Genomic DNA, 23,504 nt, shown 5'->3' with positions numbered 1-23,504 from the left:
CTGTATCTTTAAACAGGATTAAGTGAATACATCCGTCAGGTAAACCGTCTTTAGCGACTGAGTACTAAAATGCGTCAAATGTCCTATCTCCGCAGTTAAGCGTCACATTATTACCCTAAGCAATTAAGCGCGGTTTAGACGGCAGATAACCGGCGCAGATGAAAAAAAGCCCCCAGCGGGGGCCGAATACCTGCAGTGGCTGAAAAAACTGAAATCCTGGTGAAGGACATGCTAAGTATGGACGTAAAGCTCAAATATGCACTTATAGCCTATACAAATTTTCACTTATCTGACTGGTAAAAATTATTTAACTGAACTGTTGTTGATGATAGCAGCGACAGACTGAAGCTGATGATCCATCAGTGATGTAACAAAATAATTTTCAGCAGAGGAAAAGAAGATGGTCGATGAAATTAACATTAGTAAACCACATTCAATGAGGGCCTTCATCGTCGAGAACACTAAGTCTGAAGCTGAAGCTGACTGGATGGATGAGATGGAACGCGAGCTGCAGGAGACAGAGAAAAAATGGCCTATGACAGGAATAAACTGGAAACCGTAGTATTTAGAGCATACTAAAGAACCAGCTCTGTCTTATCATGCATGGCGAATAAACAGGTTTCGATATGAAGAAATTATGTAATTACATAAGCGAGTTTATGTGGACGACGGTATAAAACTCTGTAAGGGCAGGACGAGTTAAAAATTGCATCTTCTTTATCCACAGAATCAGTGCATAACTTATGTACAACTTCCGGAGCATATGCCGAGATGTCATCCCTGACAGTTTCTCCGGCCGGTACACGTTTTCACGCGACCGATGAGGTCATCTGGTGCTGTCGTCTTCCGGCCGGAGCCGGACTACGTCCTATGGCGTTAATGCTTTTCTTCGTTCAGACCTGCAAGTGTCTGCAGGAACGGCACAGACTGCTCTGTATGTTCAGGATTAGCGTACTTCTTCAGCCAGCTTCGGGCTTCTGAAATGTCGCTGAGCCTTTTATCACAAGTTGCATTCGCAGCCATATGACCCAGTTCGCCGATGAGAGAGATAACGTTAATCTCCTTTTCAGCCAGCGCCAGGTGTAATGCCGCTTCGCCAATAATGACGTGGCCTTTCTCGTCGTCTTGAATTAACACGGTATATCCTCCATAAGCACGATTTTTGATAACCTCACCACTGACTGTAGTCGCGATGCAGAAGGACGCACTTTTTAATTTTTCTTAATCACTGTGCTAAGACATGACAGCTAAGTCGTGCAAAAAGCAAATGTCGCTATCTTTGCGCTGTATCTTTTATCTACTCACAGGCACATACTGGATAGCCTGACGGACAATGGTTAGTCCTGAGATTCATCTGTGCTGTTGATTTTTTTCTGGTCCTAAAGGCCTGTAAGGTAAAAGGCCATCAGCGGCTTCAGTACGCAGCGCAGTAAGGAAATGTTTATCGCGTTAGTCACTGATTGGATGATCAGGCAGCATAATGATACACTGGATGAATATACACCAGATGGAGGCGGGTTGAAAACTAACGCGCATGATGTTTCAGACGAAATCCGCGCTCTTATAGGGCGCGCAACAACTGATCTGCTATTGACTGGTAGCGCTGTAACTCTTGAAAGCCTCATTCAGGCTTTGTATCAACTAAGTGAAACTACCTGTGATTCAGAAATTCATCGCGATTGTCTGGAATTGATCCAACAATTACTGAAAAAAATGCATTAGATTAGGCAACCTATTCTGATTCTTTCAGTCCTATCAGGATCTCAAGACATGTGCGTAGAACATCCAGTCTGACCACATCACTTGTCGATTCCATTTCAGCAATCAGATAGAAAAGCACTTCTCTGCTGGTCACACTTCCTGATGAAGTAAGAAGCGTCCTGATGGCATCAGAAAAAATTCTTTTCTCGTCCTCATAAATATCTTCAATATTCTCAAGAGCGTGAATAAGGTCGGATCCGTCTGATTTAATTATCTGATGCATCTGAGATTTCATAGCATTATCGCTGTCAGTTTTAAGAAATTTTAAATTTTTATGCTTTAGTCTGAAAATTAGCTGAAATCAATGTCGGCTGGATCTGTCAGAATCTTCAGATGCAGTCGCACTTTGAACTTCATTATCACTATCCCTGTCTGAGCCGCGCCGGTTAATCTCTGTCCTGATGTCCTCGATGGCGATTTTGAATACCTCCACTCTGGATTCATCATGTTCAGCTGAAAGCTGAGCTTCAAGCTTTCTCAAGATGCCGGTCCACGAAACGGAGGCTTTCTCATCGAAGAGAGCTAATGCAGCCTCACCAATAAGTATCTCAACGCGCGCTTTTGTTGTATGACTTTTCATTACTGCTAATGCTCTCTTATTCAGTTACACTCGTGATAATCAACGAGTTATCAGCCCCTTTATCAGTAAGCCTATTCAGAAAATAAGAGGCTTACCAGTTCCTGTAGGTGCTGTTCTTCTTCTGGCGATGATGCTTTTTCAAGGCGCGCGATAAGGCGAAGACAGATGGTTTTACGACTAAGCGTCCGGCCTGATTTGAGCACCTCAACAACAATGTTTCCTAATGTTTCTTGTTGTGACGGCATAACTGCCCGGCTAAAATAAGCAGTAACTTCTTTGTTCAGGCTGCTTGCTGGCATGGTCTGTAGCATGATTAGCTCCGTTTGTATAAGTGATAAGCAGTAAGCAGGACTTAAGTTATACAAAAAAATCAAACTTGTACAGCTTTTTCCAGGTTCAGAAATCAGAGATGCTAGCCGCTCTATAGGCATATCACTACAGCGACGTTTAAAGCTCGTTCTCACAGATTTAAATGCTCATACAGTCGTGAGGTTAATCTTTAAAACAGAGTGTTTATGATTGTTGATGAATGGGAAAAATCTGTACCTTCCTCATCGCTACGGCTTTTAATCCTGCAATAATACTGACAGCGCAATACTGGCGGCCAGGTCATCACTATGCTCTAAGAGCTGCGGAATAATGTTGGTTATGGTATCCAGCGTTAATGGTTCCCCTGCGGTCACCAGCTGCCAGACAGCCTCACCAATTATATTGCACACTGCATCATAGGCCTGTGCCTCAAATTCCTGTTCCATAGTGCCTCCTGTTATGTAAGAGGTGCCATAGTATATCTGTCGATTAGACAATGCAGGACTAAAGCTAAATCATGCGAGGCGCGTTCCATAAATTTTCATTAGACGTAAAAAACCCGGCAAAAGCCGGGCCTGGTGTTGGCAGATCAAAAGTAAATAAAATATCTTTTATATAGATTTAGCATTTCTACTATTATTGTTAACCACGCTATCACACATCCAACTAATACGAACCTCCACACTGTTTTAATCTTCATGCAATTAGCTCCATCTAACCGCACTCAAATATAACCCCAAGCTCTCAACACTCCTAAGACATTGTACCGATCAATAACGAAAGATTGATCGGTTAAACAGATCGATCACATCAACATTCTGAAATTAAAGGACTTATAAATAGCAACCATATTATTTAAGCTACTTTAATTTATGTTATGGTATGGTTCCGTACACATTCATTCACATTGTTATTTGAAGGTTAATGAAAGGTATTAAGATGAAGCTTAATGAAGAGGAAACTGAAGTGATCGCACTTTTCCTTTGCACTCACTGGGTTGAATTCTTTGAGAGCAGTCAGGAATTCATGTCTATCGTTGCCCTACACCGACTGGCTAAAAAGTTTAGGCTCAGCGAGCAGAATAGTGAGCTGTGATTATTTCCCAAACAATTTAAACTTACGGTCCGCTTGTTAAATCAGAAATAGCTGTAAACATTCCATTTACATACTTATATTTCCCCAGCGGATCAACTGGAATGGTATCAGGGTCAACCTCATATAACGTTTGACCCTCCACCATAGTAAACAACTGAACCTGCATTGAGGAGCGTGCAATGGAACAAACCAGTTCGTTGGCATCCACTGCTACTGCACCCACCCAGCCCTGCCGGGTCTCATACCAATCACGCCCCAGTTCGTCGCAGAAATACGCGGCCATATAAACGCCATCATCATCCAGTGGCTCATTTTTATAGTTTTTGACGTTTTTGAATTCATTCATTATGCAATATCTCCCGCCTGCACCCAGCCAGAGTTAGGTGTGTAGTAATACATGGCTCGGAAATAGAGGCCCGCCTTGCGTCCGTCGCCACCTTCATTTGTGTTCATCCCTGTCATAAAACATCCTGCGGGGGCTTCCCAGTCAGCAATCCAGTCACCTCCCACTTTATGCTGTCGCCCTCCGCGAGCTGTAGCTCTGACGCAGTTATTGCGATCGGCGTTCATGCTGTTTAGCTGGTTGTTTATTGCGACATTAAGCGCATTAATCTGCGCCAAAACCCAGTTATTCGCATATCCTCCCCAGACGGGGCCATAAATATTGCCATCCGGCGCAATAAATCCCTGCCCTGCATATACCGAATTAGGAGCATGTATCGTTCCATCATTGCGAAATTCAAAAGATCTGACGATACCAAAGCCATCAACCAGTATTTCAGCAAATGCATAATTACTGATAACCTCTACCAGACGGAAACAAGCCGATGCGCCGTCTTTGAAGTCCATATCTCCGCCGCGATTCTTCAGACACGAGCGCCACATAGGAGCGTAAAGAGCCTGACCGGCGCTACCGTCTTTAAGATTAGAGATAACGGTCGCGCTAACCTCCTCATTGAGATAGCCCCCGGTCATGGGATATGCGCCAGTTTGCGCTGCTGTAGGCGGGTTTTGTGTGGTGAATAGCTCGCCGACGTCAGTTGCATCAACAGTTATGTGCAACTTCCCATCAACATCGCTCCAGTCGACGTAAATACGGTGATTCCCGGTCGAATGTTTACCGCCGTTCGCCTGCACGGCTTGCCAGTTACCGACGAGATTCAGACCTAAATTTTCCAGGGCTTTAGCGATATTATTCAGGTCGCTTAGATTTGCGTCCTGACGTAAAAACAGGCCGTCACCGGTAGCCACCTTGAGTTCAATACTGGCGGTTTCGTTTACGGCCAGACGAAACTGCAGGTTGACGTTGATACCGGTGACCGGTTTTTCAATGGCAGCGCAGTTCGCCACTGCATAGAGTTCCCCGGCATCGGTTAATAGTCCTACCTCACGGATAGTGAACCCGCCCACATCAGCTGGCACAACGAGATGAACAACCCACTGGTTAGGCTGCTCCTGCGACACATTCAGTTTAGAGATAGCATGGCGGTATACCTCACGAACCAGTGCAGTCTGAGCCGGGTCAGGCGCTGCTGCCATGCCGTTACCGTCACCGATAACAAAATCCTTGATGATGACCGGCGTGCCGCTTGCTGAGGATGCCGCCTCCAGCTCTTTCCCCCGGTTTGTGAGGATGCTGTAATATTGTTCTGCCACGATTATTCTCCAGTCTGAATCACGGCGTCGATGTACGCAGTCACCGCACCGCCTGTGTAGTAGTTCCCTGCTGCACCAACGTCAGCGATCACATCAATACTGCTGAGATAGCTGCGTAAGTTTTTAGCCTTATTCACCTGTCGCCTTATACGGCTATATAGGCTGTCATCTATGCCCTGCAGGCTGTAGACCTCAATACGGAACGTGTAGGGCGCTCTGCGCGGGTTTTCCTGCCACCACTCAATAACGGTAGTGGGCAGGCTCACCGCCCCCAGCGCGCGCCGTACAGCACCAGCAGTTCCTCGATGCTGGTGTACATAGGCAGCATCGCGGCATACCTGACGCTTCTCTTCCTCCGTCCAGCTTTCGTCCCAGAAATCGACTGATAGCTCCCATGCCAGCCAGGGCAGCAGATGAAACGGGCAGTCATCCGGACTTTTAACTTTCCTGACCATGCCGGTATCAAGAGCGAGAATCTGCTCACGGGATGCCTGCTCCAGCGCTCGCTCCTGATGAAGGGCATTCTGTGGTAATAACGAGTGAAATATATCAGCCATGCCCTGCTCCTTTTATCGTGACGCTGATTGCCTGACACCACGGCGCTTTACCCATCTCCGCCTCAATATCAGTTGCAGGGCTGGTCAGTCTCACCCTGACCACGCCAGGCTGTTGCAGAGCGGCATAAACTGCTGACAGAGGGATAACTGTTTTAATCCGGTGAGAGAGTGCTGCGTAACTCGTTGCAACGCTGACCGCATTATCCAGTACCGTCTGTGCATCCGGCCCATCGGGGATTTCCAGCTCTGCCGTGATGCTGTAACGCTGTATGATCGCGCTTTTAACGCTCACGAAATCTGTCAGCGGGCGAACCTCATCAGCACTAAGGTTGGCTGACGTTTTATCCAGGAGTGTCTGAGGGGCTGTGCCGTCACCTGTTCTCGACAGCACATAAACGTCCACCTCTCCTGGACGGCTGTGATCCTCTGGACCGTATGCATCTGCATCCAGCACGTCAGCATCAGCCGACCGCGCATGAAAGCGATATGCGTTACGCGCTCCTGCGGTATTAAGCTGCGCCCATGACAACTGGATGCGCTCCCGGTAGGCATCATCGTCCTCCAACTCAGCATCTACCGGAGGAACGGCGTCAGGATCAGCAGGGATGATGACGTAGCGTTTAACATTGAAATTTGCCCCAATCTGATCGAGGTCCGCGCCTCTGGCACTTGCCAGAAATACAGCGCGCACGGCGTCATTGACGCGATGAAATGCCAGGGTCAGCTGATAAGCATTCGCCTCCCCCTGCTTATAGGCCGGGTCTGACTCCACCAGCGCATCAAACTCCGGGTCGAGTTCGCGCAGGCGTGCCAGCCAGCGGGAAAAAATGTCTGACGCATCAGGCACGATAATGGCGTCCGGAACCTCCAGCTCAGACAGATTGATAACATCAGAACTAATTGCCATTGATGGTTATGTCTCCGGTAGTTGTTACTGTGCCGCTTTCTTTATTGATCCCCTCTACATCCACAATGAACGTGGATTCATCATCGGGAAGGGACACCACCACCCGGGTCACCTGAAGGCGAGGTTCCCAGCGTGTTAGCGCTTTTGCTGTGGCCGCAATAATTCTTAAGCGGGTCAGATCGTCACGTGGGGCATCCACCAAATCCGGCAGCTCACTGCCGTAATCGCGAACTAAAACCCTGCTGCCTATCGGCGTGGTCAGGATGTCACTGACCGACTGGCGCAGATGCGCCGAACCCGACAGGCGTTTGCCCGTCCGGATGTTTACACCGTTCATGAGAGTTATCCGTTAGCGTAGAGAGGGATTAGCCGAAATAGGCTGGGCCAGTTTTGTCTTTTTTGCCCTTTTTGCCTTTCGCTTTAATGTTTACAACCAGGTTATAGGTGAAACTCAGCCCCGATGGCGTCAGAGAAAAAACCAGGGATTCAACCAGCCATGAGCGATCCTCTCTGGAACCAAACCCAGACGTTATAACGCCAGATTCTGCGGTTAGCGCAATATGCCTGGGCCGGCATGGACCGTTCAGCGTCATTTTTTGCTCATTTCGCTGCGCCTGAGTTTTGCGGGATTTAGCGTGCTGGTCTGCTGTGGATTTTCCAGGCTGGGTATAGGGGCTGGTCAGTGCCGGGCCATCGTGATCAACGGATATGGTTTTCGTTCTGCCGTCAGCCTCATCAAAATAGCGCACGCTGATCTTCTCTTTTTTCTCACCTGACCCGGTTGAGCTGCCACGCTGACCTTCACTGTAGGACCACGTGGAAAGTTCATCAGGGGTAATGGTGATACTTCCTGCCTCCTTACCGGCAGCTGTTTTCATCGCGCCCTGCACAAGAAACAGCCAGTATCCGCCTGCGGGCTTACTGATCGCATTGTTCATTCTCGCCAGCCGCGACATCAGATTAGCGTCTGACTCTGCAACCTGGTCAATGTGATCGATGTGGATATCTGCAAGTTCTGCAGCCACTTTCGGCTTCAGCCCGTTATCTGCGGCCACGGTTTTGACAAGATCGGCAAGCCGGATGTCATCCCAGCTGCGCGTTTTGTGACTCAACACGTTACCGGGATGTTTCTGGGCGTTCATTGGTGCGGCAGTGGCATAGATTTCAACGCGGCGAGGTGGCCCACTACTGCCCACCCCCGAAACAACAAACCACCCCTTATCGACCAGCTGATCATTAAAGCCCATCGCCACCCTTAAACGTGCTCCCTTAGATGGCAGTGGCAGAGTTTGAGAAATCAGCGTGATTTTAAGTTCATCCGCTTTGGCTGTCGCCCCGCCATTATCCGTCAGGGTGAGTTCGCTCAGACACTCCTGCAGAGCGCGGGTAATGTCCTTGCCCTCTGCGCTTACACTGAATGCTGGCGCATACTCTGGATTTACAATCTGTTCAGCCATGTTAATCCCATAAACTAAATGCTGAATCAGTAACCGGCGTGGTCAGGTCCGGGAGCGTAATAGCGACTCCTGCAGTAAGAATGGCATCCCTGTCTGCCAGCCCCCGATTTGCCTCCAGTACCGCTGAAACGTTGGATGAGAGATTTGCAGTGCCATAATGATCTGCGCAAATAGCGTCCAGCACATCGCCATCACGGGTTTGATATATCGTCGGCATAATGTTTTAACGTCATCGTCCAGTTTTTATTACGGTGTCCGCCTCCCGGCAGGAACCGATCAGTTGTATCGCTGAATTGAGTTACCGCCCACCAGCCCAGCACATCGCCCTCACCACTTACCAGCAACTGGGGCTGAGCTAAATCAGCCAGGTCGTACAGGTCGTTAACTGCATCAACACCGTTACGGAAAAACGCATGCGCCTCTCCATCGAGTCGCACCGTCCGTCCGGGTTTTCCTGTGTACTGCAGCAGACTCTGTTTGCCTATTCTCTCCTGTTCACTCCAGTTCCAGCTGGCCTCACGTGAAAGCGATTTATATGCTGTGGTATCAATTGAGAATGCAAAATCGCCCAGCATCATCATGACCCGTGCAGCCTGACCGCCACGGATGGCAGACTGCTGCGCCTGTCCGGACGCCTCAATCAAAGGGATTATTTCACTCACCAGATAGCGCCTCCATCCAGCATGCTGTTATCACCGTTGAATATAGGGTTAGTTTTGGTTATAGCCTCCAGCTCGTCAGCAATCCCGCGCTCGCTCTGTCCCTGCGCACCGTTAATTTCAAACCGGTATTCAAATTTGCGGTTATCGGTCATCTCAACCTGTTTCTGCTGTGTATCAGCAGAATCAATGCGTCCACTGAGATCACCCCAGTAACGGCCCGACTGGGTCTCTGGCGTGGGTGAATTGTTTTTCAGGGCATCAGAGAAGTCAGGCAGGCTTTCTTTCTTTGCAGTCAGATAGGGATTGAGCGATTTTTCAAACGCCTCATCGTCATCGCTGAAAAAACCATGGGTAGCAGTAAAAGATTTTTTAACCTGTTCCGGCAATTCCGGATGCTGCTGCAGTTGTTTATCAAACCACTCTTCCTGACCGTTGCGTTTTGCCGTCAGTCTGGCGATATCGACCGATCCCGTCATCGCCAGCGATTTCAAAACATTTTTTTGATCCCCCCGCTCATCGGGTAGCAGCCAGGAGAGTTTTTTAGCCAGGGCATAAATAATTTTCCCGACATACACCACGCCCTGGCCGAACGTCAGTACGCCGGGATACAGATCATCGCGCAGGAAATTCACGACTTTGTTGATGCCGCCGCCTTTAAACCACTCAGCCAGATCATCAGTCAGTTCTCTGATGCGGGGAGCAAGCTGATTGCCCAGCTGTCCCGATATCTCCGCACCCGCGCTGAAAAGAACGGTTTTAAGGTTTTCTACGGCTTTGTTACCCTCCACTGCGCCATCAGCGCCCGCTTTGGTGACGAGGTTATAGCGGTGCTGCTCATCCATTAACTCCCGGTAGCTCCTGCCGGATTGTTTCACCAGCATCAGCAGCTTGCTGGCTTCACCGCCGAAAAGAGAATCCAGTGCGAACGAGGCTTTTGACTCATCTTTCAAACTCAACGCACGCTCAATGATTTTACTGAACTGCGCCATGTCGCTCAGGCCAGCCATGTCACCCGCTTTGAACCCCAGCGTTTCAAAGGCGTCCTGCAGCGCACCCTGCTTGCCGTTCTGCTTATACTCTCCGGATTTGTGCAGGTACTCCTCAAACAGATCGCCAAAATTCTCGCCGGTCATGTCGTACTGTTTTGCCAGCGAGTCCCACGCGTTATAGGTTTCCACGTCGACGCCATAGCTGCGCGCTACACCCGTCTGCCGTGCCGTTTCGGCATTGGTGGCCGCTGGCGCAATGAGCGAAGCCAGCGCGGTCGCAACCACGCCACCGCCGCCAATTCCCAGACCGGGGGCCACCATGCCCCCGAGGTGGCCACCGACGTTTAAGCTGCGCCTGAACAACCCACCCGCTTTGCCCTTGAATGCCTGTATGCGTTCACCGCGCTGAATCTGACGGTTGAGTTTTTGTTGCTCAGCCTCAGTTTTGCGTATCTCTCGCGTCACCGAACTGTACTGACGTTTCAAATCGCCGATGCTGTTTCCGGCCAGCTTCGCTTTTTTGATCTCTGCGGCGAGTTTTGTCTGGTCCTTAGTGAGGCGCTCAGACTCTTTTCCCACCGCTTTCAGGTTCTTCTGCAGGTCAGTCGCCGAGCGCTTCCATGAACTGTCGACATTGCCGCCAAACGTTATGGTGGCTTTAAGATTTTGACTTATTCCGGCCACGGCTTATTGCCTCCATTTCATCAAACAGAAAATCGGAAAACGTGCTGAATGGCATATCCAGATAGTCCCCCATCGGGAAATGCAACCGTCTGCCCAGAAAGCGTATTGCCCGGATCAACTCTCCTTCGGTCGCTCTGCGGGCGGGAGCATAAAAACGTTGAAGGCGTCCGTCAGCTGCGCATAATCCGCTGCTGTCAGCAGCCAGATATCCTGTTCGCTGAGGTTACATAGCTGTGCAATCATTCGCGCCTCCTTCTCCTCTTCATTACCGCGATCTTTTGCATGCGCGATGCGGTCGCGAACCAGCGGTTCGCGCATGTTAATAATGTTCAACTCCCCGCCGCCCTCCAGCGTGACCGGGGTGAATAACATAATGGTGCGGATTTCACCGGGATAACTCATAGGTAACTCCTGAATAAAAAAACGGCCCGTAGGCCGTTATGAGTGAAGGATCAAATGGATAGTTTACAGGCGGACTTTTGATGCCAGTCCAGCCAGCACGTCAACGCCGTTGACGCGCCGGGCAAACCGCTCAGTGTCGATTTCAAAAAGCTCTTTTCCGTCTTTTGTCTGTTTGTAGTAGCTGACCGCAATGTCAACCGTGGTAGCGTTTTCGGAAAGGGTGTCTTTGCCGCGCGCATCCGGCGTGACCGTGTGAACAAATCCCTCAATCTCCTCAATCGTTCCCAGCGCGGTGCCATTAGCCAGATAGCCCTGATACGCAGTGAATCGTCGACGACTGCCACTGACGAAGCCGAATGCCGTCAGCATGTCGGTATCAATGCCGTAGAATTTAATTTGGCAGGTTAGCGCCTCCATGCCGTCATCAACGGGTGTCGGTGCGTCCTGTGCGCCGGTACGAAGATCGGTTTTGACGATTGCCAGTGTCGGTGGCGTAAACTCGTGTGCGCCCTGAATGCGCACCCCCTCCCGGAAAAACGTCCAGACGCGTAATGTGTTTTTATCACTCATGCCGCCAGCAGCTCCTCAATTGCGTAATTGTTATTAACCCGGACGCGCAGGCTGATCAGTTCCGTTGGTGATTTCGGACCAAAATCGTAATTGATATACAGCTCACCCGCCGCCAGCGTTTCAGCTGTATTCAGTTCCTCATCCAGCCAGGCTCTGCCACCGAAAATCGCACCGAGGCCCACCAGTTGACGCATATAGGCATTAATAGTGCCGATAATGTCATCCGCGTTTTCACGATCCAGGGGGCGGTCCACATAGGGCAGCATGGCCTCCTGAATGCTGTCCTCGATGACGTCCGCCGTTCGGCGCACCGATTCAAAATGCCACTGCGGATCATCTGCGCACAGACGGTTTCCCCAGTGTTTAAATCCCGAACGACGCACGATGGTTGAGACGTTCTGCATATTCAGCAGGTTGGCATCGCAATTTCTGTCGCCGAGGATAAATTCATCAATCTGCTCAACCCCGAGGATATTGTTGATGTCCTGATTGGACTTGCTCCACCACCAGCCCTTTTCGAAATCAATGCGCGCACGCAGTCCGGCTGCAAAGGCAGAGTAAGGCCGGTAAACCAGCTGGCCATCGGCGTTGCTGACCTGAACGCGGGGGCGTAACAATTCAACGCGTGCGCCATAAGACTGGCGGCGCTGGACAACCTCCTGCAGTGTCGCCCCTGATTTGCAGTCTACATATGCCACCGCACGCAGTTTTCCGGCGACCGTTTCAAGCCCCTTTCCGACCGCATCGTCCTCGCTGAATCCGGGGGCAATCACAATGCGCGGCTGATAGGAGTTCACCGATTTACTGGCGGAAAGTTTTTTGATGCCAGCCAGGACGGCAGCGCGCTGGTTTGTGGCGTCAGCATCCTCAGCGACACGGACAACCACCGTCAGCGCGTTACGCTGGTCGTTGATTTCAGACAGAGCCTGCGCCAGCGTTCCGGCATTACCGAGGCGTGACAGCATCGTTGTGCCAACAATGGCCACCGGCGTATTGATCGGAAACGGCTCATCCTCTCCGCCGCTCAGCTGAATACTGAAAGGAGTGACTATGCCGGTCCCGGTAGCCACGGCGGTCACCTTTGCATCTGCCAGAGGCTTCATAGCACCCGCTATCTGGGAGGCTGTAGCTGTGGTTGCACCCTTAGCATCACAGCCCAGCGTAATGCTGATTTTCAGGGCAGACGCATCCCACTGTACAGATGTTGGAATCGCGGCAGGTTTGGCTGCATCCGGAACGGCTGCAATGGCCTCAACGGCAATTACATTTCCCGCCCTGCCGGAAGCTATTGCCGTAAAATCAATCACATTATCCAGAATGGGCGTGCCGGTAGTCGCACTGGCTGGCGTACCGGCTGATGCATCAGGTGCCGTTCCCACCAGCCCGATGATTGCCGTCTGAATCGTCGTCACCGCAACGGTGCCAGACGTTAACTCTATTGTTTCAACCCCATGTAAATCAGCCATCTGTTTTCTCCAGGCATAAAAAAACCTGCCGAAGCAGGTTACATTTTCTGATTAGGTTTTCCGGTCGTTCCGCCGCTGTCGCCAGGATGGTCGTGGTCGTTATGCACTTCTCGCATAGCCCCCATAGTGCCGGTGCCGTCACTGATATCCCCGGTTGCGCCGATGTCGCCGTTCACCTGCGTTTTTCCCTGCACCGTCAGCGTTTCAGTGATTTCAACAGGGCCATCCAGAGTACCGTTTCCAACAATTTTGTATGTTCCCCCTGCCGCGATTTTGATTGTCAGTGCATGAGTCTCCCGGTCATACCGGATTTCGGTACCATCGCTATAACGGGTGATATGCTCGCTATCGCTCCCCTCTGGCACAGGCATTGCGCCAGTATTCCAGCCCGGAAACACCCGGCCATTATTCAGTTCCCCGGCTTCTGACAGCACGGTAACGGCATCACCCACGGCGCAGGGGTTTGAGTCGGAACGGTTAGCCCCCGAAAAACCCTGGCAAAGCGGCAGCCAGGTGGTGACGATATCCCCGAGATCGACGCGGCATTTTGGCTGCTTATCATGGCGGACTGAGTGAATCACGCCACGGCGGATGAGATTAGCCAGCCGCCGCTGCAGGTCTCCACTGATATCACTCATCGGATTCTGACTCCCAGATCAGCCGATAGTCATCGACGTGCGCACGCCCGACATCAGGTGATTGACCCAGCCACACCTTACGTAACGGCACACCTGAAGGCGCAAACGGATCAACACCAAATGCGGCTGATTGCGTGTATGAAACCCGCCAGACCAGATAATCATCCATACGGGGATCAAACTCATCACGTTCAGCCGATATGAATTCAGCTGGCTCTATGTGGCTGAGACCAAATTGCTGACCGTCAATCCACTGCGTGATATCTGCTGCTGCAGTTCGCAAAAAAATTTCAGGTTTACTGGCGCTGGCTCCCTCAGAATCCACCACGACAAACAGATCACAGCTGAGCGAGACCTGCAGCTGGCCTTCATTACCGCCACCCTGCTCCCAGCTGTTAATCGTGAAATACACTGCGGGCGTGGTTAATCCAGTGAATCGGGGAATGTTTTTTTCGGGATAGGCATCAGCATCCTGCACCCACGCTATATTTTTCAGCGCCGAAATCACGGCGTCATGGTACTGCCCCATCATTAACGGTTCAGCCATTCAAACCTCACACAGAAATTCTGGCCTTAACACGGCCACGCAGATCACTCTCGAAATGGTGCATGAAAATCTCCATGACCTCCGCAAACGCATTGTCCTCAACGTAGTTCAGCATCGGTTCATAGATATCAATTTCAGCATCACGGGTGCGGCGCGTTTCCTGGTCACGTATCACTATCGTGCGTCGGTTGTCACGGCGACTGCGTGCGACCTCCCCATTCTCAAACGTGCGGGCTGACAGCAGGTTTCCTTTAGGGGTAAATCCCACGGTACTGGCCCGACGCCGCGATTTAATAAAGCGGCCCGTTTTTTTGTCGTGCCGGTTATGGTGTGGCCGCACACGGCCAGAGATTTTCCCCTTCAGGTCTTTCAACTTTACCGCGTTCAGACCAAACCACAGCCGGAAATTATCCAGCGTGGAGTTAGAGGCTGGCTGAATACGAAACGACAGAAGGCGGTGGCGCACCATGTTCATGCTGCGCGGCGCAAGACCATCTTTCAGATCGGCCATTGCCCGCTTTCTCAGCGTGGCCCCTGTTCGCTGTAATGCCCGTGAATACGCGGCACGAAACTGTTTTTGTGTGGCTCCGATTTTTTCCGCTATCCGCCAGATAGCGGTAACGTCAATATCCACGGGTAAATCCCGCCTTAGCCGCGATTCACGTGCCATTTCACTTACTCCAGTTATTTATCTCAGGCTGAGGTTTTTGCGGCTCACCGAACGCCAGCGAAACGCGGGTGCGGCCCTGCTCATCGGTTCCCACATGAGTGACGCGGTAATTCACGCCATTCACTACCGCGCCGTCCCCCTTAGACAGCCCGGAAATATCAGCCGTCATGGCACTGAATGCTGGCGAGTAGTCCTGCAGCTCACCGCCGCCCGGCACACTGACAGGTGAATCGGGCGATTCAAATATCACTACGACAGATCGCGCCTCATCCCCCATAAGCAGGGTGGCCGGGGATTCCTCAGCAAACGCCCGGTTAATCCGGGCATCCGCCTTTGCCAGCCGCGAACGGAAGTGGTTCATCAGAAGCCCAGCCGCACGGCAACAGACTCGTCACCAGCTTCAGCGTCTGCCCAGGCTGTACCGGCAAGAGGATTAGGCGCTGAGGCTTCGCCAGCTTCAGCTGTCACCTTGCCGCCTGCCAGATAAAGTTTCTGGCCCGTGAGAATGGCCTCTGCCGCTTTTGGCAGCACGAAAACACCAGCCGTATGAAGTACGCCCCCTAAACCCGCCAGAATATCGTCATGCGCTACGCCCACCAGCGCACCCACAACCACTGCCTCGCCGGACTGAATTTCAGTTTCCCCGGTGTTCAGATAATCAATTGTTCTGCCGTCCTGCTGATAATTCGTTGCCATCGTTCCTCTCCAAAGAAAAAGGCGGCCTGCGCCGCCCGGATATAAGAAAGCCGCCCGGAGGCGGCTTATTTGTTGGTGACTTTAACCAGACCCCGATGATCCAGCGGTGCAACACCTGCATCAATGCGAACCTTGAACGCTGCACCATCAATGGTGAACCCCTGCTGCTGCTCCAGATAAGGGGTATCAATGCCGTCCAGATAGGCGACCTCAATAGTGTCGCGGCCCTGCGCTGCAGCCAGGTAGTAATCAGTCGCGCTGCTGTCATCCAGACGCGCCTCCGACATGACCTCCACAAAGTTCTGAATCGGGTTATTGATGCCGCTGTTAACATCAGCACCGGGAACGCTGGCAGATTTGATCAGTTGGTTGGCGCGAGACTCGATAGCAACGGGGGCCAGCATAAATGCAGGGCGAATATTCAGGTTACGCTCACCTGATTTCTGCAGCTTCATCGCCTTGCGTGCCGTGTCCAGACCTTCAATGCTGAGACCGGCTTTAATCAGGTTGCCGTGGTCAGCATGGAACAGCGGCTTACCGTCTGACATTTTTGGATTGCTGGTCAACACGGCCCAGACCAGATCGCCTACTGTCGCTCGGGCTGCGCTTCCCATCGCCTGCGGAATCCCGGTCAGCATGGACAGATCATCATTGATAATGGCCTGACGATCGATGCTGAACAGGTTGCCGTAGGTTGCCAGCGCAATCGGCTCGCCACGATCTTTGAGCGTGACATATTTATATTCTGCGCCCGGACGCACCTTGCTCAGTGTCGGGAACGTCTCAAGGCCGACGCGGTGCGCCGTTTTGAAATCAGTCAGAATCCCTTTGCGCGTCCATTTATCAAAAATTTCTTCGGCCTCATTCCAGCCCATCAGCGCCGCTTTATTAGCCACGTCCATCAGGATGTTGCCAAAATCACTGTTGCTGTGGGTGAATGCCAGCCCCACCATTGCCATCGGGGTCTGATGACCGGCAATACCGATCCCGCGATCAACCAGAGAGGCGCGCGCCAGCTCACGCAGCGTATAGCCTGCATACGCATTGTCTTTTTCTGCTTCCGCATAGCCCACGCGGGACATGATTGCAGCGCGGACTGAATCGCCCACCAGATTGCCGTTACCCGCATGCAGATGAATGGCACCCGGACCGGCGAGCGGCGTTGTACCGGCAGCCAGCGCGGTAAGCAGTTTGCCGCGTGCCACTTCCGCTGAGCATGACATATCACTGATACATTCGGTGCGCAGAGAGGCAAAGGCCGGGAATGCCTCAAACACTGCGCTAACGGCATTAACGCGCTCAGCGTTCGCCGTCTGCATCTGCTGCTGCAACTGAACAGCCAGTGCGCCGATATCGATGTTGCCTGCCTGAACGGGCGCGGGCGGAGTAGCTGCCGCCTGCGGGGCAGGAATCTGCAGCGCTGGCGTCTGAGCAGCTGGTTTTCCTTCTGCACGTGGCGTAAACATTGATTGGAGTTGTTGAGGCATGTTGGTGTAGTCCTTCAGTTTGTTTTCATTCATACAGGCTGCTGCCTGCAGTTCAGGTTCGAGGGTATCGGCAAAACCTTTTTCAACGGCCTCTGCACCGCTCATCCAGGTTTCTGCTTTCAGCATTGCCTCAAGCTCCTCCCGCCCCAGACCGGTTTTATTCATGTAGGCGTTGAGCATCAGCGCCTCATTGCGATCAAGAAAATCTGCGTAATCGCGCATCTCATCGGAATCGCCAGCAATACCGCCCCAGGGTTTATGGATCATGATCCAGGCGTTTTCCGGCATGTGTACAGTGGCACCCGGCAGGCAGACAATCATGGACGCCATACTGGCGGCCACGCCGTCTACCCAGATATCCATCGTGGCTTTAAGGCGTGACAGCGTGTTGTAAATGGCAAAGCCCTGCATCACATCACCACCGGGGCTGTGAATATGCAGGTCGATGGCGCTGGCCTCAAACACGCCAGCCTCTCTGCACTCATTCACAAACTGCTGGGCTGTGATGCCCCAGCCACCGATCACGTCATAGAGATAAATCTCTACCCGCCCGGCTGCCAGCGCACGAATCTCATACCAGCACTGACCGTTTGCCGCATCGACACCGGCCAGCGAGGCTTGAGGATTAATCAGTTTTTGAGTCGTCTGACTCTTTTGATGTTGCATCTAACACCACTCCTTTATCGTTGGCGGCGTCGGAATCGAACACCAGCCCATGTTCCCGGTTGAATTCGGTTTCGCGCAGGCGCTGGCGCTTAACCTCCTGCGGATTTTTGCCACGCGCACGCGCCCACTCCGCCTCAGTACTGGCACCGCCACGCACGTTGGCTTTCCACGCCTGCGCCTCTTTAACCGGGTCAATCCACGGCATCACCGGCCCAAGATAGAGCGCGTTATAAAGAGATTTTCGGTCTACATCGGGAGGGATTTCTATACCGCTCAGGAGTGCCATTGCCAGCCATGCACGGTAAACGGGGCGACTGTGCTGCCCCACAAACCACTGCTGGAGAACGTTGTACCCCTCAAAACTTTCCACCAGCTCCTGACGCTGTGAGCTGTATGTGCCGTTGTAGTCGCGCGCAATGCTGGAATAGCTGCCGCGTGTACCGGCAGCAACGGCCCGCATCTGCCCGTTCCTGAACTCGTAGAGGTGCACGTTGGGGCGGTTTGATTCCACCATGCCCAGGTCTTCACCCGGCTTTAATTCGTCATAAATCATGCCGGGCGCGATGTTGTAGAACCGCTCCCCGCCAGGCTCCGAAAATTCACCGCTGTCATCCAGGGACTGCGCATCACCGCGCCGGATGTAGAACCCCAGCGCTGCAGCGATACGCGCCGCGACCCGTTCCGATTCTTCGTAGTCTTTGATGTCCGACAGACGAGTGATAACGCCATGTATCAGGCTGATTCCCCGCAGCTGATGCAGGCGTTTGCGCTGTGCCAGATGCAGCATGTTGTCTGCTGAAATAGTTTTGAATTCAGTGTTAAAGCCGGTAAATGAGGCCGGATGGTTTTTATAGACCTTGTAAGCAGTGGGTCGCCCCCATGCGTTAACGACGATGCCCTGCCTTATTTGCTGCCCTGTCGTGCTGTTCAGGGTGTAGGGAACGAAATCAGCCTCCAGCATTTCCAGCGAGAACGGCACTGATGTGGCGTGCTGTAACCCGGCTACATTGCCGCGCACCAGCTGGGTGAACACCTCACCGTCACGCAGTGCAGAACGCAGCAGCAGCCGTTCTGCCTCGGGGCGGGTAAACATCCCGGTCACTTCCGGGCGCACTGACCATTCAGCCCATAATGCTGATAGCTGGCTGGCAAAATCGCCGTGCAGATTGCCATCAAGGTCGAGCGGCTGTGGTTCAACGTGGATGCCATGCGCTCCGATTACCCGGTCCTCCATTTTGTCGAACAGGCCGATGACCAGATCGTGGTTTTCATCCAGCCAGCGCGCCTGCTCACGCAGTGAGGTTCCCGCTGCAAATACAGCGGTATCCGCTGAGAGGGATTCTCGCTTGCTTTTATGCAGCCGGGACGGGTGAGCGGCCTCATAAGCCTGCAGCCGGAGGCGGTTTTGCGCACGTGCAGCGGCCCACCCTGGCGAAATAACGCCGAGTGCTTTTTCAAAAAATCCCATATTGATCCCTAATTAAACCTGGCGAGTTTGTACGAACCGCCGCGACCGCGTGCAGCGCGCCAGCGTTTTTCCCAGTAATCCAGTTCGGTGCGCAATGCCACCGGATCATGGTTGGTAATGGCCCGACCGTTAACGCCGGTAAATGAAACTGATTTTCCATCCAGCGAATCGGTGTATGCATGACGCACCGTGAGGAGCATCTGGTAAATTTCACTTCTCGTCATTACAGCCATCCTCCGTTGCCAGACGATCCTGACCATCCATCTGCCGCGAGGCTATTTCGTGGCGCTGGTTTGGGAGCGTTTTGCTGTTTGGTTTTAGGTTTTGATTCAGTTTTCTGCAGAGGCTTATCGCCCGTCACGATACCGGGGTTGGCATCCTGTTCCCGCGCCCATGCTGGCGGGTTTTCCCAGTCGCGGATTTTTTCATACCCGCGCAGAACGGCTACGGCCTGCGCATAACAGAACAGGTCAAACGCCTCGTTATTACCTTTACCGGGTTTGCGCCATTTGCCATCAGCGCCGCGCTCCTCATAGGTCAGTTCGTCGTAAAACCATTCGCCTAGCCAGTCAGGGAAATGGATGTAGCCTGCACCGGGCGTCTCGCGTGATAGGTTGTTGCTCAACTGGTCTTTGAGCGTATCGGTCTGAAGCAGATAAACAGGAATTTCCCCCCGAACCTCAGCACGCCTGTCGGCCCTGCCGCTGTTGTCCGGAAATGTTTTGGTGATTGTTTTCTGGCGTTTTGTGCTGTCGCCCTTGATGAGATAAACACGTCTGGCCAGCCCGTCCCGGCGACACTGCCGCCAGAATTTATACGCATTACCAGTCACGCCCTCCTCGCCGCCGCTGTCCACCGCCATTGCCATCACCGTCATGCGCTGCTCCTCATTGCTCTGAAGCCGGTAAGTTTTATCCAGCACATCTGAGACCAGCAGTTGCCAGTCCTCCGGATAGGCATCAGGCCGAATCGGCAGAGCCTCGCCGTTTTCATCGTGTCGCAGTGAATAGCGGATGTTGTAGCGGTCTATCAGCCAGCGCTCCCCGTTTTCTCCGTACCCGATGATCTGCACCACAAACCGCCGCCGTTTGCCGCCCTGAACATCTACAGCTGCCAAAAGGAATCGCACTTTAGGCGGCACCAGCCGTTTGCCATAATCTTCAGCTCGTTTCATCAGGACATCTGACTGGCGTTGTTCGACTGATGCACGCGGCAGATACGGACGGCCCCAGTCGGTGTTAATAACCGCCCTGAGCGCCTCTTCACTCTGCGTTGCCTCGTACTCCTGCTCAGCCGTCAGTAATTTGTAAACCAGCTGCGCCCAGGTCTGATAAGCCGCAGCTGGTCCCTCCATCCAGAACGAAGCGATGCGAGAGCGGCGTGGTTCACCTGAACGCTTCCCGGCTCCATCAATTTTTTCACCCTCACGCAGCCAAACGCCGGATTTATTCAGCTCGCGTTTCAGGTCAGACTTAATTACGTTGTTGCAATGAGGGCAACAGATATGGGCAGCCTCACTCGCTTTAACCGGGTCGGTGTCGTCTCGATAACCAGTCATCACCTCCATCTCTGGCTGGAAATATTCTTCACAATGTGGGCATTGCCAGTACCAGCGGCGTCTGTCGCCACGGTTATAGAGGGAGAGAGAGCCAGTTGTCGGTGGTGCCTCGTGAGGTGACTGACGACGCCATTTTGTGTTGGTTATCTCTCTGCCTGGTGAACCCTCCACCAGCGTCATACCCGCCGACATGAATGTCGTGGTACGTTTTGAGGCAAGAGAAAAACCATCACCCTCACCGTCTATGTTTTCCGGAAACCGGTCATAGTCGGTCAGCGCAACATATTTAAAATCGGATGACGACAAGATGTTGATGGATGGCCAGCCTATTTTTAGATAGTTACCAGCCAAAAATGTTTTATCGTGAACGTTGTTATCATTGCGCAGCGGGCTGAGACGTTTTGCCACTTCCGGGCTGACACGGAACGTGCGCGCCAAACGTTTTTTTGAATGTTCCCGCGCCTTCTCCTCCGTCATCTGAACGATCAGCATGTCGGATGGATCGCAAACCACGTTATAGACCACCCATCCATCTATCAGGCCGATTGTCTTACCCGTTCTCGCGGGACCAACAAAGACCACAGCGTCATACTCACGCGATGCCAGACAGTTCATTGGCTCAATGATATAGGGCGCTAAATCGGGGTCCCATTCGACTGAGTTCCCTACACCCACGGGGACGCGCATAAATTTATGCACCGCCTCCGCTACCGGCAACCTGCGGGGCGCACGGATGATCGAGGCAGTATTTTTTCTTATCTCTGCCGCCGTGGCCTGGTGCATGATTACTCCTCGTCTGGCAGTTCCTCCTCTGGCGGTGCGTCAGCCATTTCGACTTTCAGGGCTATCTGATCGCGCAGGTCATCAATAACTTTTTGAACACGAACCACTGCTGCAGGCGTCATGGCGCAATCGCGCTCCAGTATGTCTGGCAAAGTTTCGAGCACCTGAACCACCGCTTTAGCCATTGATGAAAATTCCCGAACGACTTCTGATGCTGGGATCAATTCTCCGGTTTCCTGCTGAAACTTGAGCCGCTCGCGTTCCGACTGAAACCACGCTTTGCGATCAGGCGGCAGCATTTTATCGACGTTCACCAGCTCTTCAGATGTTGTCCGGCTAAGAAGTTCTTTGAGGATATCCACCACTGAAAACAGTTTTAATTTTGGGTTGCTTCCAGGCGCAGGCAGAACCCCGCTCAATTTGCTGGAGACCGTCTGTCGATGCATGTCGGTGAGCGCTGCCAGCTGATTAATGTTGAGTAGGAGGCTTTTAAATTCTTTATCCATGATGATGAACAAATTTTAATCGTTTCGACATCGTGAAAATGTTCACGACAGAAATATCAGAAGGTTAAGGGGATGATGATGATGTCGATAAAATGCAAAAAACTAGCCGTTTTCCGCGTGTCGCCGCCCCCTCGGTAAACGATCTCGCTGGGAGTACCTTTTTCAAATGAGAATAATTATCATATGCTAGTAGGGTCATAGGACGATACCGAGATGGCTGAACCTGCGAGGCGTGTTTTCGCCCAGACCAACAATTCCCCGCTGAATTTCAGCCAGCTTCCGGCGTTTACCGTATGTCCTGCCTGTGTCTCATCATCGGGTATAACATCCGACAAACAGAACAGGGCTGACCCGGTTTCGACCAGGACGTCATAGTCCTGCAGATCATCTTTAATGAGTACCCAGCGTTCACTGAGTTCTAAATATTTAGTTTTCAAAATCCCTCCTGAATTCAACTGAGGACGATAGCCTGTATATATCTGGTCCCCCAGTCGGCTGGCTGCCGGACCTGAAAAATTGTTGAGTTTCCCGTTGCCGGAAAGGATTCCCCATAGGAGCCGGAGTATCGCACCGTAACCGTCCTGTAATCAGTAGTGTCGATTGTCACGGTCTGAGCAGTCCGTGAAGCAGTACCAGCCTCTGTAACTATGGGTGACGTGGCAACGCTGCCGGTTTCAATCTGGGCAAACCCTGCGGGAAACGTCACGCCGTCACCCGACCTGACAAACCAGCTCATCGCGTAATCACCGGCCACCAGCCATTTTGCATAATCTGCGCCCTGCGTCATCCAGATGGCCGGAGTTGAGGCGCTATAGTTCTGCCCGTAACGGAGACGAATCCGGGATCGTTTTGTCGTGCTGACAGCAAACACCAGTCGCTGCCAGTCTGCTGACAGGCGATAACGTGTTTTCGGAACGTGGGTAACGTTATCGACATCCTGAGAAATCAGATAGGAGTTGCAACCAATAGGGATGAGTCCAATAGGGCCACCATCAGGCGCGCCGGTCGCATCAGTGATTAAATTAATATCTTCACTTACCACCAGAAATTCAGATGCAGTCAGCCCCCGACAAAATGGTTGTAAATTAGTCGCTGCAGGTTCTGGAGCATGGCGCCCTATCGGATTCCCCCCCCGATACTCCAGAGGCCACTCATCAATAGTGCTCATTTCCAGGACACCGGATTTATTCCAGTAGTAGTGCGCTGAACCATTAAATTTAAGTCGTGGGTGAAGCGTTTCGGAAAGAAGATCGATTGTTATGGGTGGCCTTGATGGATTAGCCAATTGTCCCATGAAGGTCGAGCCGGGAACGGATATACCTGACATACTGGTGCCACCAATGAGAGTGGCATCGGGTGTAACAATCATTGGTTGCTCCAATAAAAAACC

32 protein-coding genes are annotated in these 23,504 nt (G+C 52.1%); 3 read left to right on the top strand and 29 right to left on the bottom strand.

Annotated features, from left to right (window positions below):
* The first annotated feature begins 400 nt into the window (after positions 1–400).
* The gene (locus IBT54_RS04600; protein WP_201251663.1) at positions 401–562 is read left to right on the top strand and encodes a hypothetical protein; all 162 of its coding nucleotides are present in this window, start codon (positions 401–403) and stop codon (positions 560–562) included.
* Between the two features lie 314 nt (positions 563–876).
* Here the strand turns inward: IBT54_RS04600 and IBT54_RS04595 are convergent, their stop codons facing one another.
* Positions 877–1,137, bottom strand: a complete 261-nt coding sequence (locus IBT54_RS04595; protein WP_201251662.1) for a hypothetical protein — start codon at positions 1,135–1,137, stop codon at positions 877–879.
* A gap of 300 nt (positions 1,138–1,437) precedes the next feature.
* Between IBT54_RS04595 and IBT54_RS04590 the strand changes: the two genes are divergently transcribed.
* Complete coding sequence (locus IBT54_RS04590; protein WP_236262903.1) at positions 1,438–1,722, top strand: hypothetical protein; 285 nt, start codon at positions 1,438–1,440, stop codon at positions 1,720–1,722.
* 10 nt (positions 1,723–1,732) lie between these two features.
* Here IBT54_RS04590 and IBT54_RS04585 read toward each other — a convergent pair whose 3' ends face one another.
* From IBT54_RS04585 to IBT54_RS04570, 4 genes are all read right to left on the bottom strand, one after another.
* On the bottom strand, positions 1,733–1,996 hold the full coding sequence (locus IBT54_RS04585) for a biofilm development regulator YmgB/AriR family protein (protein ID WP_236262902.1): 264 nt from the start codon (positions 1,994–1,996) through the stop codon (positions 1,733–1,735).
* Positions 1,997–2,062: 66 nt separating this feature from the next.
* On the bottom strand, positions 2,063–2,341 hold the full coding sequence (locus IBT54_RS04580) for a hypothetical protein (RefSeq protein ID WP_201251661.1): 279 nt from the start codon (positions 2,339–2,341) through the stop codon (positions 2,063–2,065).
* A 71-nt stretch (positions 2,342–2,412) separates the two neighbouring features.
* Positions 2,413–2,652, bottom strand: coding sequence for a regulatory protein YcgZ (ycgZ, locus tag IBT54_RS04575; RefSeq protein ID WP_201251660.1), 240 nt, complete (start codon positions 2,650–2,652; stop codon positions 2,413–2,415).
* A 255-nt stretch (positions 2,653–2,907) separates the two neighbouring features.
* Complete coding sequence (locus IBT54_RS04570) at positions 2,908–3,096, bottom strand: hypothetical protein (RefSeq protein ID WP_201251659.1); 189 nt, start codon at positions 3,094–3,096, stop codon at positions 2,908–2,910.
* A gap of 493 nt (positions 3,097–3,589) precedes the next feature.
* Between IBT54_RS04570 and IBT54_RS04565 the strand changes: the two genes are divergently transcribed.
* Positions 3,590–3,745, top strand: a complete 156-nt coding sequence (locus IBT54_RS04565) for a hypothetical protein (RefSeq protein WP_201251658.1) — start codon at positions 3,590–3,592, stop codon at positions 3,743–3,745.
* Between the two features lie 22 nt (positions 3,746–3,767).
* On the opposite strand, the gene IBT54_RS04560 is transcribed toward IBT54_RS04565, so the two are convergent.
* From IBT54_RS04560 to IBT54_RS04445, 24 genes are all read right to left on the bottom strand, one after another.
* Positions 3,768–4,091, bottom strand: a complete 324-nt coding sequence (locus IBT54_RS04560) for a hypothetical protein (protein ID WP_201251657.1) — start codon at positions 4,089–4,091, stop codon at positions 3,768–3,770.
* Positions 4,091–5,401, bottom strand: a complete 1,311-nt coding sequence (locus tag IBT54_RS04555; protein WP_201251656.1) for a phage tail protein — start codon at positions 5,399–5,401, stop codon at positions 4,091–4,093. Before IBT54_RS04555 ends, IBT54_RS04560 begins: the two co-directional genes overlap by 1 nt.
* 2 nt (positions 5,402–5,403) lie before the next feature.
* Positions 5,404–5,958, bottom strand: coding sequence for a phage tail protein I (locus tag IBT54_RS04550; protein ID WP_201251655.1), 555 nt, complete (start codon positions 5,956–5,958; stop codon positions 5,404–5,406).
* On the bottom strand, positions 5,951–6,865 hold the full coding sequence (locus tag IBT54_RS04545) for a baseplate J/gp47 family protein (protein WP_201251654.1): 915 nt from the start codon (positions 6,863–6,865) through the stop codon (positions 5,951–5,953). The genes IBT54_RS04550 and IBT54_RS04545 overlap by 8 nt, the downstream gene beginning before the upstream one ends.
* Positions 6,855–7,202 carry a GPW/gp25 family protein gene (locus IBT54_RS04540; RefSeq protein WP_201251653.1) on the bottom strand — a complete coding sequence of 116 codons (348 nt, stop codon included), beginning with the start codon at positions 7,200–7,202 and terminating at the stop codon, positions 6,855–6,857. The genes IBT54_RS04545 and IBT54_RS04540 overlap by 11 nt, the downstream gene beginning before the upstream one ends.
* 28 nt (positions 7,203–7,230) lie before the next feature.
* Positions 7,231–8,322: a late control protein D gene (locus tag IBT54_RS04535; protein ID WP_201251652.1), complete on the bottom strand. Its 1,092-nt coding sequence runs from the start codon at positions 8,320–8,322 to the stop codon at positions 7,231–7,233.
* Position 8,323: 1 nt separating this feature from the next.
* Positions 8,324–8,539 carry a tail protein X gene (locus IBT54_RS04530; RefSeq protein ID WP_163657268.1) on the bottom strand — a complete coding sequence of 72 codons (216 nt, stop codon included), beginning with the start codon at positions 8,537–8,539 and terminating at the stop codon, positions 8,324–8,326.
* Entirely contained in the window at positions 8,514–8,975 is a 462-nt protein-coding gene (locus IBT54_RS04525) for a phage tail protein (RefSeq protein WP_370585062.1), read from the bottom strand. The genes IBT54_RS04530 and IBT54_RS04525 overlap by 26 nt, the downstream gene beginning before the upstream one ends.
* Before the next feature lie 5 nt (positions 8,976–8,980).
* Positions 8,981–10,657: a hypothetical protein gene (locus tag IBT54_RS04520; RefSeq protein WP_201251651.1), complete on the bottom strand. Its 1,677-nt coding sequence runs from the start codon at positions 10,655–10,657 to the stop codon at positions 8,981–8,983.
* Between the two features lie 114 nt (positions 10,658–10,771).
* On the bottom strand, positions 10,772–11,059 hold the full coding sequence (locus IBT54_RS04515) for a phage tail assembly protein (RefSeq protein WP_147788341.1): 288 nt from the start codon (positions 11,057–11,059) through the stop codon (positions 10,772–10,774).
* Positions 11,060–11,122: 63 nt separating this feature from the next.
* The gene (locus IBT54_RS04510) at positions 11,123–11,629 is read right to left on the bottom strand and encodes a phage major tail tube protein (protein WP_135909362.1); all 507 of its coding nucleotides are present in this window, start codon (positions 11,627–11,629) and stop codon (positions 11,123–11,125) included.
* Positions 11,626–13,095, bottom strand: a complete 1,470-nt coding sequence (locus tag IBT54_RS04505) for a phage tail sheath C-terminal domain-containing protein (RefSeq protein WP_201251650.1) — start codon at positions 13,093–13,095, stop codon at positions 11,626–11,628. The genes IBT54_RS04510 and IBT54_RS04505 overlap by 4 nt, the downstream gene beginning before the upstream one ends.
* A 38-nt stretch (positions 13,096–13,133) precedes the next feature.
* Positions 13,134–13,733, bottom strand: a complete 600-nt coding sequence (locus IBT54_RS04500; protein WP_201251649.1) for a phage baseplate assembly protein V — start codon at positions 13,731–13,733, stop codon at positions 13,134–13,136.
* Positions 13,726–14,280, bottom strand: coding sequence for a hypothetical protein (locus tag IBT54_RS04495; protein ID WP_201251648.1), 555 nt, complete (start codon positions 14,278–14,280; stop codon positions 13,726–13,728). Before IBT54_RS04495 ends, IBT54_RS04500 begins: the two co-directional genes overlap by 8 nt.
* Positions 14,281–14,287: 7 nt before the next feature.
* Entirely contained in the window at positions 14,288–14,950 is a 663-nt protein-coding gene (locus tag IBT54_RS04490; protein ID WP_201251647.1) for a hypothetical protein, read from the bottom strand.
* Between the two features lies 1 nt (position 14,951).
* Positions 14,952–15,311, bottom strand: a complete 360-nt coding sequence (locus IBT54_RS04485) for a head-tail joining protein (protein ID WP_201251646.1) — start codon at positions 15,309–15,311, stop codon at positions 14,952–14,954.
* A complete protein-coding gene (locus tag IBT54_RS04480; protein ID WP_083068456.1) occupies positions 15,311–15,646 on the bottom strand; it encodes a capsid cement protein in 336 nt (111 codons plus the stop codon). The genes IBT54_RS04485 and IBT54_RS04480 overlap by 1 nt, the downstream gene beginning before the upstream one ends.
* A 65-nt stretch (positions 15,647–15,711) precedes the next feature.
* The gene (locus tag IBT54_RS04475; RefSeq protein WP_201251645.1) at positions 15,712–17,799 is read right to left on the bottom strand and encodes a ClpP-like prohead protease/major capsid protein fusion protein; all 2,088 of its coding nucleotides are present in this window, start codon (positions 17,797–17,799) and stop codon (positions 15,712–15,714) included.
* On the bottom strand, positions 17,759–19,267 hold the full coding sequence (locus IBT54_RS04470) for a phage portal protein (RefSeq protein WP_201251644.1): 1,509 nt from the start codon (positions 19,265–19,267) through the stop codon (positions 17,759–17,761). The genes IBT54_RS04475 and IBT54_RS04470 overlap by 41 nt, the downstream gene beginning before the upstream one ends.
* A gap of 8 nt (positions 19,268–19,275) precedes the next feature.
* Positions 19,276–19,491, bottom strand: coding sequence for a hypothetical protein (locus IBT54_RS04465; RefSeq protein ID WP_201251643.1), 216 nt, complete (start codon positions 19,489–19,491; stop codon positions 19,276–19,278).
* Entirely contained in the window at positions 19,491–21,608 is a 2,118-nt protein-coding gene (locus IBT54_RS04460) for a phage terminase large subunit family protein (protein ID WP_201251642.1), read from the bottom strand. The genes IBT54_RS04465 and IBT54_RS04460 overlap by 1 nt, the downstream gene beginning before the upstream one ends.
* Positions 21,609–21,610: 2 nt before the next feature.
* Positions 21,611–22,114 (bottom strand): DUF1441 family protein, encoded by a 504-nt coding sequence (locus IBT54_RS04455; RefSeq protein WP_201251727.1) that lies wholly within the window; start codon positions 22,112–22,114, stop codon positions 21,611–21,613.
* Between the two features lie 179 nt (positions 22,115–22,293).
* Positions 22,294–22,551, bottom strand: a complete 258-nt coding sequence (locus tag IBT54_RS04450; protein ID WP_201251641.1) for a hypothetical protein — start codon at positions 22,549–22,551, stop codon at positions 22,294–22,296.
* Positions 22,552–22,565: 14 nt separating this feature from the next.
* Positions 22,566–23,483: a hypothetical protein gene (locus IBT54_RS04445; RefSeq protein ID WP_201251640.1), complete on the bottom strand. Its 918-nt coding sequence runs from the start codon at positions 23,481–23,483 to the stop codon at positions 22,566–22,568.
* Positions 23,484–23,504: the final 21 nt, after the last annotated feature.

The organism is Pantoea sp. S62, from assembly GCF_016658625.1.
Lineage (GTDB): Bacteria > Pseudomonadota > Gammaproteobacteria > Enterobacterales > Enterobacteriaceae > Pantoea > Pantoea vagans.
Note: the sequence above shows the minus strand (reverse complement) of the source record. Positions and strands in the feature narration are given on the sequence as shown.